Origin of the sequence: Alistipes sp. An54 (assembly GCF_002159375.1) — a bacterium.
GTDB lineage: Bacteria > Bacteroidota > Bacteroidia > Bacteroidales > Rikenellaceae > Alistipes > Alistipes megaguti.
On sequence record NZ_NFIA01000009.1, the window covers coordinates 1 to 13166 of the forward strand.

Below are 13166 nucleotides of genomic sequence, written 5' to 3' on the forward strand. Positions count from 1 at the left end.
CCCCCCGGCCTCATCCGCCCCCACGCCCATACCCACACAAAAACGCGCACAAAAAGAGGGAAGCTCGTTCGAGCTTCCCTCTTTTTTCGAGGTGTCTTACAATTACTTGTTGTTGTAAGCAGCCATCTTCTCGATGAGCATCAGCACCTTGTTCGAGTAACCCCACTCGTTGTCGTACCAGGCGACAACCTTTACGAAGGTGTCGGTCAGTGCGATACCGGCGGCCTTGTCGAAGATCGACGTACGGGGATCGCCCAGGAAGTCCGACGAAACGACAGCATCCTCGGTGTAACCCAGAATGCCCTTCAGCTCGCCTTCCGAAGCCTCCTTCATGGCGGCGCAGATCTCATCGTACTTGGCCGGCTTTGCGAGGTTGACCGTCAGGTCGACAACCGATACGTCCAGCGTCGGAACACGCATCGACATACCCGTCAGCTTGCCGTTCAGCGAAGGAATAACCTTACCTACGGCCTTGGCAGCGCCCGTCGACGAGGGGATGATGTTGCCCGAAGCGGCACGACCGCCACGCCAGTCCTTCATCGAGGGACCGTCTACGGTCTTCTGCGTTGCGGTGGTCGAGTGAACCGTCGTCATCAGACCGTCCGTGATACCGAACTTGTCGTTGAGCACCTTGGCGATCGGGGCGAGGCAGTTCGTGGTGCACGAAGCGTTCGAAACGATCTTCTGACCGGCATAGGTGTCGGTGTTAACGCCGCATACGAACATCGGCGTAGCGTCCTTCGAAGGAGCCGACATTACCACGTATTTGGCACCGGCTGCCAGGTGAGCCTGAGCCTTCTCCTCGGTCAGGAACAGACCCGTCGACTCTACGACGTACTCGGCACCTACCTCGTTCCACTTCAGGTTTGCGGGATCCTTCTCGGCGGTGACGCGGATGGCGTGGCCGTTGACGATCAGCTGGCTCTTCTCCATGTTGTAGCTGATTTCGCCCTTGAACTGACCGTGCATCGTGTCATACTTCAGCATATAAGCCAGGTAATCTACCGGGCAGAGGTCGTTGATACCTACAACCTCGAACTTGTCAGTCTGCGTGCAAGCAGCACGGAAAACCATACGGCCGATACGACCGAAGCCGTTGATACCGATTTTGATAGTTGCCATAATACTTTGAATTATTTGTTAATAAAACCTTGCGTTATTTTTTTCACAGCGCAAAAGTACATACTTTAAATATTATACGCAAATAAAAATTTAATTTTTTTACAATCCGTCTCCGCAACGGCTGCAACCCCTTTCCGGCCTTCGCGTTCAGCATCCCGCCGCAAGCTCGCCCGGACGGTTGTCGGACATCCGACGCCCCCTCGTCCGGTCTGCCGACGCCCCCCGGCCCGGTCCTTACTTGGCGGCCGCTTTGGCGCGCTTGGCCATGGCCGAGGCGAAGACGAAATCGTTCAGCTCGCGGTTGTCGGCATGGAGGATCTCCTCCTTGGTCCCCTCCCACCACTTGCGCCCCTGGTGGATGTAAACAATTTTCTCGCCAATCTCCATCACGGAGTTCATGTCGTGCGTATTGATGATCGTCGTCATGCCGTATTCGTGGGTGATCTCGTGAATCAGGTTGTCGATGACGATCGAGGTCTGCGGATCGAGGCCCGAGTTGGGCTCGTCGCAGAAGAGATAGCGCGGATTCATCACAATGGCCCGGGCGATGGCCACGCGCTTGATCATGCCGCCCGACAGTTCAGCCGGATAGAGATGGTTGGCATTATCGAGCCGCACGCGGCGCAGACAGGAGTTCACGCGTTCGAGCTTTTCGCGTTCGCTCTGGGAGGTGAACAGGTCGAGCGGCAGCTTGACGTTCTCCTCGACGGTCGACGAGTCGAGCAGCGCCCCGCCCTGGAAGATCATGCCGATATCCTTGCGGATCTCCTTGCGCTGGCGGAAACCCAGCCGCGTGAAGTTCACCTCGTCGTACCACACGTCGCCCGAATCGGGTTCGTGCAGCCCCACGAGGGTCTTCAGCAGCACGGTCTTGCCCGAACCGCTGCGACCGATGATCAGGTTCGTCCGTCCGGTCTCGAACTCCACCGAGATATCGTCCAGGACCACCCGTCCGTCGAACGACTTGACGATATGTTCGGCACGTATCATATCAGCAGCACTTGAGTCAGAATCAGGTCAAAGAGCAGCACCACCACGCAGCTTACGACCACGGCCCGCGTCGAGGCGACACCCACCTCGAGCGAATTGCCCCGGGCGTTGTAGCCGAAGAAGGCCGAAATCGAGGTGATGATGTAGGCGAAGAAGACGGTCTTGATCAACGTGTAGGTGATCGAGTAGGGTTTGAAGTCCATCAGCAGGCCGTCGACGTAGTCGGCCGGGATCATGATGCCCGTGGCGGCAGCGATGAGCCAGCCGCCCAGCACGCCGATCAGGATCGAGAGGATCGTCAGGAAAGGGAAGAAGATCATCGCGGCGACGATCTTCGGCAGAATGAGGTACGAGGCCGAATTGACGCCCATGATCTCCAGGGCGTCGATCTGTTCGGTGATGCGCATCGTGCCGATTTCGGAGGCGATGCTCGAGCCGACCTTGCCGGCCAGGATCAGCGCCACGACCGCCGACGAGAACTCCAGGATCATCGTTTCGCGCGTGGCGTAGCCGATCAGCGACTTGGGGATGAAGGGCGAATCGAGGTTGATCGACATCTGCAGGGTGATCACCGCGCCGATGAAGATCGAGATGATGGCCGTCAGACCGATCGAGTTGATGCCCAGCGACTCCATCTCGAAGAGGATCCGGCGGCGGTAGATGGCGGCCTTCTCCGGACGGGAAAAGACCTTTCCCATCAGGATGAAATAGCGTCCTATGAGTCCGAAAGCCCGCAGCATGGTCAGTTTTTCTCCTCTTCGAAATCAATGTAATCGCCCACGTCCTTCGAGACGCGTTTTTCGGGGGCGCCGGGTGTTTTGTGCACCCGCACTTCGCCTTCGCGGCCGCCGCGGGGTTCGTTGCCCGCGGCAAAGGGCGAGCCGAAACCGCCCTGTCGGGGGTCGAACCCGCTGCCGAACTGCTCCTCCATCTGCTTGCGGGCCCGGTAGAGCCGCCAGCGGAAGGCCAGCATCAGCACCAGAATCAAAAGAATCAGTCCCATGATGAAATAGAGTATGAAGAGTGCAATACCTTTGAGTACCGCCGGGGCTGCGACAGCCAGAAACAGAATGATGAACGTCGTGAACGGATTGCGCCGCACGAAGCCCACCACCGAGTCGATGATCGCCATCAGGAAGTTCATGTCTTCTCCGGTTTCCAGGTTTTCAAGCCTTCCCCGCAAAGAGCGTGCAAGCCGCACGCCGGGGAGTTTATCTTTGCAAAGGTAGCGAAAATTATGCGTAATTCAATTAAATGTCGTAAATTTGGTGCTCGAAAACAAATCTCATCCCAAATATGTTAACGCCACTGACTGCCATCTCGCCCGTCGACGGGCGCTACCGGAACAAAACGGAAAAACTGGCGGATTATTTTTCCGAACAGGCCCTGATTCGTTATCGAATCCGCGTCGAAGTGGAATATTTCATCGCCCTGTGCGAGCTTCCGCTCCCCCAGCTCCGCGACATCGACCACGCAAAGTTTGCCGAACTGCGCAGACTCTACACCGATTTTTCGGACGCCGACGCCCAACGGGTCAAGGAGATCGAGGCGGTTACGAACCACGACGTCAAGGCCGTCGAGTACATCATCAAGGAGAAGATGGATGCCCTGGGACTCGAACGCTACAAGGAGTTCGTCCACTTCGGCCTCACGTCGCAGGATATCAACAATACGGCCATTCCGCTCTCGCTCAAGGAGGCCATGACCGGCGTCTACTACCCGGCCGTCGAGGAGGTGCGTGACAAGCTGGCGTCGTTCGCCCGCGAGTGGCGCACGGTGCCGATGCTGGCCCGCACCCACGGACAACCCGCTTCGCCCACGTCGCTGGGCAAGGAGTTCTCGGTCTTCGTCGAACGCCTCGAGAAGCAGCTCGTCATGCTCCACGACATCGCCATCCCGGCCAAGTTCGGCGGCGCCACGGGCAACTTCAACGCCCACCATGCGGCCTATCCCGAGATCGACTGGGTGGCCTTCGCCAACCGCTTCGTCAACGAGCGGCTGGGGCTCTGCCGTTCGCAGTACACCACCCAGATCGAGCACTACGACAACCTGGCGGCCATCTTCGACAACATGAAGCGCATCGACACCATTCTGATCGACCTCTCGCGCGACATGTGGACCTATATCTCGATGGAGTACTTCAAGCAGCGGATCAAAGCCGGCGAGGTCGGATCGAGCGCCATGCCCCACAAGGTCAACCCGATCGACTTCGAGAACGCCGAGGGCAACTTCGGCATCGCCAACGCCGTCTTCAGCCACCTCTCGTCGAAGCTCCCCGTCTCGCGCCTGCAGCGCGACCTCACGGACTCGACCGTACTGCGCAACATCGGCGTTCCGGTGGCCCACGCCGTGATCGCCCTACAGTCGCTGATGAAGGGACTGGGCAAGGTGATCCTCAACCGCGACGCGCTGGAGCGCGATCTGGAGCAGAACTGGGCCGTCGTGGCCGAGGGCATCCAGACGATCCTGCGCCGCGAGGGCTACCCGAAACCCTACGAGGCGCTGAAGGCCCTCACGCGTACGAACGCCCACATCACGCACGAGGCCATTGCCGACTTCATCGAGACGCTCAACGTTTCGGAAGAGGTGAAGAAGGAGCTGCGCGCCCTCTCGCCGATGACCTATACGGGCGTCTTCCGCTGTTAACGCCGCCGGACCATGAACAGCGACCTGATCGTCTGCGGCGTGCTCTTTCTGCTCTTCGTCGTGATGGGCGGCTTCCTGCTCGCGGGACGCGGGGCGTGGCTGATCGCCGGCTACAACACGATGCCGAAGAAGGAGCGCAAACGCTATGACGAACGGGCGCTGTGCCGCTTCATGGGCTGGCTGATGCTCTACTGCGCCGCCTGCATGCTCGTGATGGGGGCCGACTCGCTGTGGCCCGGACGGGGATTGTGGCTCGCCGCAACAATCTGGCTGGTGATCGGGGCAATCGGGGCCGTGATCTACGCCAACACGGGAGGCCGCTTCTTGAAGGAAAACGCCCGGAAGAGGCCCTGAAAAAAAGGGCCCTCGGACAAAGCACACGCGAAACAGGCCCAAAGATACACCGAAAAGCCGCCGACGGATCGAATTCCGCCGGCGGCTCTCTTTTGGCACACGCTTTGCTCTTTGAAGAGTCAACTGCGGGTCAGCAACCGCAGTGAGGTTTCTTCATTTATTTAAGTTTGGGTTAGTAGTTTAGGAGGGCAACCTCCGAAGGCAGCAGGCAGTCGCGAGATTCCCTGCTGTTTTTGTGTGCCGCAAGACAGTCCCAATCCGCCCCACGCAGACACCCCGTTGCGTCCACAGACGAACATCCCGTTGCGCCCGCAGGCAGACACCTCGTTGCACCCTGCACCCACAGATGCACAGACGCCCCGACGTGCCGTTCGCATCTTTCGGCCCGCTACCCCTAAAACTCGATCGTCAGCCCCAGCGTCGGCAGCAGCGTACCGCTCACCTGCTCGATCCGCTTCATCTTATACCTTTGCTGTTCGACCGGAGCCTCCGGATTTTCGATCTCACCGGTCGACATCCAGACGTCGGGCGAACGGAACTTGCTCACCGTGACGTTCTGCAGATCGACGTAGAACCCCAGCATGAAGTGTTTGAAGTAGAATACCTTGTCCAGCCGAACGTCCAGCTGTGCAAAGGCGTCGAGCCGCTCGGCATTGTAAAAGTCGTAATTGTAGTAGGGGCGCCCCTGAGCATCCCAGGCCGTGACGAGCGACGACTTGTCCAGATCGTAGGGCGTATAGGGGGCGCCGCCCACGGCACTCAGCTTGGCGCCGAAGCTCCAGTTGCGCGGGAAATCGTAGGTGCCGCTGACGTTGACCACGAAACGGTTGTCCCAGGCCGAGGCGATCCACGGCGCCGAGACGTTGTTGCGATATTCCGAACGGTAGAGGGTCACCGACCCCACGACGTTCAACCGCCCGGGAATCTGCCACCGGGCCATCGCCTCCACCCCGTAGGCCCGTCCCTGGGCCGAGGAGACCAGCGCCTCGTTGCCCACCGTGCCGTAATCAGCCCCCTTGCATGCGAGAGGAATGCCGTCGGCCAGCGACAGCGGCACCTCACCGTAACGCTTGAAGAAGCCCTCGAGCGAGACGATCAGCCGGTCGCGGTGGCGCCAGTCAACTCCGGCGCTGACCGTTGCGACGTGCATGTACTCCAGCGAGCGGTTGGCCAGCGCCCCCTCCTGCTTGAAGCCGAGCGCCGTGTAGGGCGGCAGTTGGTAGTAGAGTCCGGCAGCGCCGCTCACCGACCAGGCATCGCTCAGCGCATAGGAGATCGAGCCGCGCGGCGAAAGTTGCTCCCAGAAGCGGGCCATGCGTCCCGAATAGTCGCAGCCGTCGGTGCGCAGTCCGGCCGAGGCCTTCAGCCGTTTGTTCAGCGAGATGTACTCGGCCGAGACGAAGGCCCCCCAACCGAGGATCCCCAGCCGGGTGTCGTAATTCGAGTAACGCGTCTGGTCGGCGACATAGAGCCGCTGGAACGAACGGTCCGTATAGTTCGACCAGGTCAGCTCGACCCCTTCGCGCACGCTCCAGCATCCGAGGTAGGTGCGGTTTTCGCCGCGCAGCGTGCTCTTCTGCTCGACGGAGCGCAGCCGCAGCGTCAGATTCTCCTCGCTCGACGAATCGTTGTTGCGGTATTTCAGGTTGCGGTTGTTCAGGTAGTTGTGGCTCAGCGTCACGGTCTGCACGTGGCGGCCGGCATAGTGGCGCCACGTGGCGCCGACGGTGAAGGTCTCCTGCTGGATGCGCGGCAGGTAGCTCAACAGATACTGCGCATTCTCCCCCTCCTCGTCGACGTTGAGCTTCATGTTGTCGATGCCGGCCAGCGCCAGCACCGTCAGCTCGTCACGCTCCGAAAGGCGCGTCTTGACCTTCACCTGTCCGTCGATGTAGTTCGGCAGGAAGGGCAGCCCCAGCATCTTGAACAACAGTTGCAGGTAGGATTGCCGCAGCGAGAAGAGACAGGTGGTCTTCCGCCCGATGTGGCCGCTGCCGCTCACCCCCACCTCCGAGGCGCCCAGCGTCGCCTTGAAGGTCTGCTTCTCAGGATTGCCGTCGCGCAGCTGAAAGTCGAGCACCGAACTCATCGCCCCGGCCCGGTCGGCGGGGAAAGCGCCCGTATAGAAGCTGATCTCGCGCACGAGGTCGGCATTGACGATGCTCACCGGGCCGCCCGTAGCGCCCTGCGTGGCGAAGTGGTTGATATTCGGGATCTCGATGCCGTCCATGTAGAACTTGTTCTCCGAGGGTCCTCCGCCGCGCACGATCAGGTCGTTGCGGTAGCCCACGGGCGAGAACGACACGCCCGGATAGGAGCGGACGATACGCGATACGTCGCGGTTCGAACCGGGACTCTTCTCGATCTCCTGCATGCCGATGACCTTCAGACTGACGGGGCTCTCGGTCGTCACGCGGAAGGGCGACGGACGCACCGTCACGGCCTCGACCTGCGTGGCATCCTCCTCGAGTTCGACCTCAATGAAGGGGGTGGCCGCCGAAACCCGGTATTCGGGCGTCGTGCAGCTCTTGTAACCCACCGACGAGACGGTCAGCCGCCAGATGCCGGGCCGTACGTGTTCGAGGCGGAAACGACCGAGCGAATCGGTCGAAACGCCCGTACGCTCCTGCCCGGCCAGCACCACGGCCGCATAAGGGACCGGCTGACGGCTCAGACGGTCGATGACCCGGCCGCTGACGGGATAGGAGTTTGACTGGGCCCGGACATCGGATGCCGCCAGGGCAAAGAGGAGGATCGCCAAGATCGACAGGATGTGGATTTTCAGCGCATTCATACGGCAAAGATACACATTTTCAGGGCGGATTGTCCCGACCCGGGGGCCAAATCGACAAAATCCGCGATCATCCTCCCGGAGCAAAATCACTACCAGGGGAAGCATACAAAAAGAGAAAGGGCACCGCCATCCGGGAGCGTCCGAAGCGGATGCCGGCACGTCAGAGGAGCAAAGCGGACAACGGCAATAGCCAAGGCCGGGCCGGCAGGGCGGGCCGGGCAGAGCTGGAGGGGCGGGCCGGGCGGAGCTGGAGGGGCCGGACGGAGCTGGAGGGGCTGGAGGACCGATAGCCGGGCGGCAAGGCCAAGGCAGACACGGGCAGACAAAAAAACGCCGCCTCACGATGAAGCGGCGTTTTGGTGGGAGCTGAGGGATTCGAACCCCCGACCCTCTGCTTGTAAGGCAGACGCTCTGAACCAGCTGAGCTAAGCTCCCGAAGACTCTCCCTTTCGGGAAAGCGGGGATATATATAAGCGGCACCAAGGCCGACAAAAAAGCCACCTCTTGACGATGTGGCGGCTTTGTGGGAGCTGAGGGATTCGAACCCCCGACCCTCTGCTTGTAAGGCAGACGCTCTGAACCAGCTGAGCTAAGCTCCCTTAAAAATGGCTTGGGACTGCAAAGGCAAACTTTCGATGGCCTGACGACCTCTTCCGTTCAACGGATCGCGCCGCGTTGTTGTCAACAGCGAGCTTTCCGGTATTCCGTTTCGAGACCGGGATTCATTGGAGAGTGGTCCTGACGATTACTCATCTTCCGACCTCTTGTCTCTCCCCCCCCCACGTCTCTCATCGGCCGCCCCTTGCAGGCGTGTTTCTGAAAGAACCTTTACGCAACCCTCGCGCATCTGCGCCTGAACAAGGACTTGAACCTAGGACCCCATGATTAACAGTCATGTGCTCTAACCAACTGAGCTATTCAGGCATTCGAAGCGGTGTTCTACCGTTTTCGTGGTGCAAATGTATAGCAAAAATTCATTCCTGCAAAATTTTCGCCGGTTTTTTTTGCAAAAAAAGTATCTTTGCAAAAATTCGAACAACGACTTCAAAGATGCGAAAACGAACCATATCGTTCATACTGTTGCTGTTATGCAGCGTCACGGGATTCGCCCAAGGGAAACTGGTCTTCGAGCCCGCAACGTGGGACTTCGGCACGATCCGCGAGGTCGACGGACGCGTGAGCCACACCTTCACGGGCGAAAACCGCGGCGACAGCCCGCTGGTGATCCTCGACGTGGTGACCTCGTGCGGATGTACGGCACCCCGCTTCTCGCGGCGCCCGATCCTGCCCGGCGAGAAGACCGAGATCACCGTCACCTTCGATCCGGCCAACCGCCCCGGCGTCTTCTCGAAGGATCTGACCGTCTACTCGAGCCAGCGGCAGAAGATCGCCACCCTCACCATCGGCGGCGAGGTCATCCCGCGGCCGAAGAGCATCGAGGAGCTCTACCCCGTCGATGCGGGCGGCGGCGTGCGGCTCACCACGACACTCAACACCTTTGCCTACATACGGGCGGGCCAGCACGTGCAGGGCGCTTTCGGCTGCATCAACACCTCCCGAAAGAGCGTCCGGCTGGAACTGCGTCCGCTCCATGCCAGCGGACTGCTCCGCCTCGAGGCCCCCGGGGAGCTCGCCCCCGGCCAGCGCGCCTCGATCAATGTCGCCTACCTCAACCCCGCCGCACAGCCGCACTACGGCACGATCCGCGATGCGCTGGAGCTGCTGGTCGACGGCCGCACGAACGGTACGGTACTCGTCACCCACGGCATCGGGGTGGATGCCGATGCCGGAACAGCGGAAAAAACGGCCCCGCGCTGCGAATTCTCGGAAAATATCCTTAAATTCGGAAGCCTGAAACGAACGGATGCAGTACACCGGCTCGCCTTCCGGGTTTCGAACACCGGAACGGCCGATCTGATCCTGCGGGCCGTCGAGGGCGAGGGGCATGTCGCCACGACCCTCCGGCCGGGCATCCGGATCGCTCCGGGGGAGTCGTTCCGCGCCGAGGTGATGCTGGACCCCCGCTCGCAGGACTACGGCGTGGTGAGCGAACACCTGGTCGTGGTGACCAACGACCCCGTGCGTCCGATGCGGCGCATCCGCGTGACGGCCATCATCGAAGAGTAGCAACAAAGCACACACAAAGCTGACATATATATGTATCCCATTCTTGAAAAAAGACTCCTTGCCGAAGGAATCTGGCTGATGAAGATCCTCGCCCCGCGGGTGGCGCATGCCGCCCAACCCGGGCAGTTCGTCATCGTACGGGCCGACTCGCACAGCGAGCGCATCCCGCTCACGATCTCCGACTACGATGCCGCCGAAGGCAGCGTCACGCTGGTCATCCAGGCCATCGGAGCCTCGACCCGCAAGATCTGCGCCCTGGAGCAGGGGCAGGAGATGGCCGATCTGGCCGGCCCGCTCGGACGCCCCTCGGCGTTCGTCCACACGCCCCTCGAGGAGCTGCGCACGCGCCGTTACCTCTTTGTGGCCGGAGGCGTCGGAACCGCTCCGGTCTATCCGCAGGTCAAGTGGCTGCACGAGCACGGCGTGCGGGCCGACGTGATCATCGGCGCCAAGAGCAGCCGCATGCTGATCTACACCGACGCCATGCGCCAGGTGGCCGACCACCTCTACATCGCCACGGACGACGGTTCGGAGGGGTTCAAGGGAATGGTCACCGGCCTGATCGAGGAGCTCATCGAGAAGCGCGGCGAACACTACGACGAGTGCGTGGCCATCGGACCGATGATCATGATGAAGTTCGTGGCCCTGACCACCCGCAAGTACAACCTCAAGACCACCGTGTCGCTCAACGCACTGATGGTTGACGGCACGGGCATGTGCGGAGCGTGCCGCGTGACGGTGGGCGGGCAGACACGCTTCACGTGTGTCGACGGCCCGGAGTTCGACGGCCACGAGGTCGATTTCGACGAGGCGATGCGTCGTCAGGGGATGTACCGCACCCAGGAGCAGCGCGCCGCGGCCATCGAGGCCGAGCGCGAGGCGGGACACGCATGCAGAATCGGTTTGGACAAATAACAGAGGACGACTATGGCAAACAAGATACCGCGCGTGCCGGTGCGCGAACAGGATCCGGCCGTCCGGGCGACCAACTTCGAGGAGGTCTGCTACGGCTACAATCAGGAGGAGGCGATGCTTGAGGCGTCGCGCTGCCTGCACTGCAAGAAACCCCGCTGCGTGGAGGCCTGCCCCGTGGGGATCCACATCCCGGACTTCATCGCGGCGCTGCACGAAGGCCGGCTGCAGGAGGCCGCCGACGTCATCGCGCAGGACAGTTCGCTGCCCTCGATCTGCGGCCGCGTCTGCCCGCAGGAGACGCAGTGTGAGGGGTCGTGCATCCTCGGCATCAAGGGCGAGCCGGTGGCCATCGGCAAGCTGGAGCGCTTCGTCGGCGACTGGAAACTTGAACACGGCACGGCGCCGAAGGCTCCCGCCGCACGCAACGGCCACAAGGTGGCCATCATCGGCAGCGGCCCGGCCGGACTGGCCTGCGCCAGCGACCTGGCCCGGATGGGTTACGAGGTGAAGATCTTCGAGGCGCTGCACGAGGCGGGCGGTGTGCTGGTCTATGGCATTCCGGAGTTCCGGCTGCCGAAGCAGCGCATCGTGGAGCGCGAGATCGAGGAGGTGAAGGCGCTGGGCGTGGAGATCGAAACGGACGTCATCGTGGGCCGCACCGTCACAGTCGACTCGCTGATGGACGAGGAGGGCTACGAGGCCGTCTTCATCGGTTCGGGGGCCGGACTGCCCCGCTTCATGGGCATTCCGGGCGAGAACCTCAACGGCGTGGTCTCGGCCAACGAGTTCCTCACGCGTACGAACCTGATGCACGCCTACGACCGGACGTACGACACGCCGATCTACGTCGGACAGCGCGTCGTGGTGGTCGGCGGCGGCAACGTGGCGATGGATGCCGTGCGCACGGCCCGGCGGCTCGGAGCCGATGCCACGATCGTCTACCGCCGCTCGGAAAAGGAGCTCCCGGCGCGCGCCGAGGAGGTGCACCACGCCCGCGAAGAGGGGATCCGCTTCCGGATGCTGACCAACCCCACGGAGGTGCTGGGCGACGAGCGCGGATGGGTGCGCGGCGTACGCTGTGTGGAGATGGAGCTGGGCGAACCCGACGAGAGCGGACGCCGCTCGCCGATAGTCAAACCGGGCTCGGAGTTCGAGATCGCCTGCAACGTGGTGGTCATGGCGCTGGGCACCTCGCCCAACCCGCTGCTGGCCTCGACGACCGCCGGACTCGAAACCACGCGCCGCGGCTGCATTGCGGCCGACGAACACGGCGCCACCTCGCGCAAGGGGGTCTTCGCCGGGGGAGATGCCGTGACGGGAGCCGCCACGGTGATTCTGGCCATGGGTGCCGGCCGCAAGGCCGCACGGGCCATCGACGAATACATCCGCAGCGGGAAGCAGTAAATCGCACGCGGTAAATGGCGTCGGGTGAACACAATCGGGAATTTTCGCTATTTTTGCAGCCGGAAATTTCAAAACCGCAAAGATGATGAAAAAGAGTATGTGGATCGCGGCCGTGGCCCTGCTCGGAGCCGCAGCCTGCGGCGAACGGAAGCCCGGGACCTTTACGGGCCATATCACCGACGCCTCGATGAATCAGGTCACGGTACAGGACCTCTCCTCCGAGCAGACCTATACCTTTTCGCTGGCCGATGCCGACCGCAGCGAAGCCTACGGACTGCTCGTCGGAGCTCCGGTGGCAGTGGAGTACCGCGGACGCCTCGAAGACGGGGCCGACGCCCTGAAGGTCTCGACCAACCCCACCTATGCCGAGGCCGTCGGGCGGTGGATGCTCTACAACGAGGAGCACCCCGAGTTCACGATGGGCGTCGAAATCCGCGTCGAGGGCGAGGCCGTCTCGATCAACTCGGCCACGCTGCTCTATTCGGGCTGGGAACTGCTGGACGAGGCAGACAAAATTCTGCTCCGGGGTCGCAGTGTCGGCAACGGCGCAAGCTTCGACTTCTCGCAGACGGGCGTCATCGCCCGGGATGCCGAGGGGCGTCTGCAGATGACGATCGAGGGGACGGAGGTCGTCTTCACGAAGGTCGCCGGACCGGAGATGCCCGCCGCAGAGGCCGAAGCGGCCGGGGACGGACAAGTGGAGACCGAACAGAACCCGGCCGGAGATACCGCCGCATCCGGAAGCGACCAGGCCGACTCCGCCTCCGTGGCGAAGTAACCCCGAGGAGACCCTTTCACAAAAAAACGTTGCAGC

General features: G+C 61.7%; 11 protein-coding genes and 3 tRNA genes. 6 read left to right on the top strand and 8 right to left on the bottom strand.

The genetic code is table 11. The features are described from left to right. Window positions 1-102 precede the first annotated feature (102 nt). The 4 genes from gap to B5G09_RS09425 all read right to left on the bottom strand — a co-directional run bounded on the left by gap (window position 103) and on the right by B5G09_RS09425 (window position 3256). Window positions 103-1122, bottom strand: coding sequence for a type I glyceraldehyde-3-phosphate dehydrogenase (gene gap / locus B5G09_RS09410; RefSeq protein WP_087404969.1), 1020 nt, complete (start codon window positions 1120-1122; stop codon window positions 103-105). A 234-nt stretch (window positions 1123-1356) separates the two neighbouring features. Continuing rightward, window positions 1357-2112, bottom strand: coding sequence for an ATP-binding cassette domain-containing protein (locus B5G09_RS09415; RefSeq protein ID WP_087310799.1), 756 nt, complete (start codon window positions 2110-2112; stop codon window positions 1357-1359). Further along, entirely contained in the window at window positions 2109-2852 is a 744-nt protein-coding gene (locus B5G09_RS09420; protein ID WP_087310797.1) for an ABC transporter permease, read from the bottom strand. The genes B5G09_RS09415 and B5G09_RS09420 overlap by 4 nt, the downstream gene beginning before the upstream one ends. Before the next feature lie 2 nt (window positions 2853-2854). Further along, complete coding sequence (locus B5G09_RS09425; protein WP_087310795.1) at window positions 2855-3256, bottom strand: DUF4834 family protein; 402 nt, start codon at window positions 3254-3256, stop codon at window positions 2855-2857. 152 nt (window positions 3257-3408) lie between these two features. On the opposite strand from B5G09_RS09425, the gene purB reads away from it, so the two are divergent. Further along, window positions 3409-4758 (top strand): adenylosuccinate lyase, encoded by a 1350-nt coding sequence (gene purB / locus B5G09_RS09430; RefSeq protein ID WP_087404970.1) that lies wholly within the window; start codon window positions 3409-3411, stop codon window positions 4756-4758. 12 nt (window positions 4759-4770) lie between these two features. Continuing rightward, the gene (locus B5G09_RS09435) at window positions 4771-5112 is read left to right on the top strand and encodes a DUF3784 domain-containing protein (RefSeq protein WP_087404971.1); all 342 of its coding nucleotides are present in this window, start codon (window positions 4771-4773) and stop codon (window positions 5110-5112) included. Window positions 5113-5506: 394 nt separating this feature from the next. Here the strand turns inward: B5G09_RS09435 and B5G09_RS09440 are convergent, their stop codons facing one another. From B5G09_RS09440 to B5G09_RS09460, 4 genes are all read right to left on the bottom strand, one after another. Continuing rightward, window positions 5507-7906: a TonB-dependent receptor gene (locus tag B5G09_RS09440; RefSeq protein ID WP_087404972.1), complete on the bottom strand. Its 2400-nt coding sequence runs from the start codon at window positions 7904-7906 to the stop codon at window positions 5507-5509. Window positions 7907-8263: 357 nt separating this feature from the next. Next, window positions 8264-8341: transfer RNA gene (locus B5G09_RS09450), tRNA-Val, on the bottom strand. Between the two features lie 89 nt (window positions 8342-8430). After that, window positions 8431-8505, bottom strand: a tRNA-Val gene (locus tag B5G09_RS09455). A gap of 251 nt (window positions 8506-8756) precedes the next feature. Beyond that, a tRNA-Asn gene (locus B5G09_RS09460) sits at window positions 8757-8830 on the bottom strand. Window positions 8831-8956: 126 nt separating this feature from the next. On the opposite strand from B5G09_RS09460, the gene B5G09_RS09465 reads away from it, so the two are divergent. The 4 genes from B5G09_RS09465 to B5G09_RS09480 all read left to right on the top strand — a co-directional run bounded on the left by B5G09_RS09465 (window position 8957) and on the right by B5G09_RS09480 (window position 13130). Continuing rightward, a complete protein-coding gene (locus B5G09_RS09465) occupies window positions 8957-10033 on the top strand; it encodes a DUF1573 domain-containing protein (RefSeq protein ID WP_087404974.1) in 1077 nt (358 codons plus the stop codon). Between the two features lie 30 nt (window positions 10034-10063). Then, entirely contained in the window at window positions 10064-10948 is an 885-nt protein-coding gene (locus tag B5G09_RS09470) for a sulfide/dihydroorotate dehydrogenase-like FAD/NAD-binding protein (RefSeq protein WP_087404975.1), read from the top strand. Between the two features lie 12 nt (window positions 10949-10960). Next, window positions 10961-12352, top strand: coding sequence for an NADPH-dependent glutamate synthase (gene gltA, locus B5G09_RS09475; RefSeq protein ID WP_087404976.1), 1392 nt, complete (start codon window positions 10961-10963; stop codon window positions 12350-12352). Window positions 12353-12437: 85 nt separating this feature from the next. After that, entirely contained in the window at window positions 12438-13130 is a 693-nt protein-coding gene (locus B5G09_RS09480; protein WP_241147624.1) for a lipocalin family protein, read from the top strand. The last annotated feature ends 36 nt before the right edge of the window (window positions 13131-13166 follow it).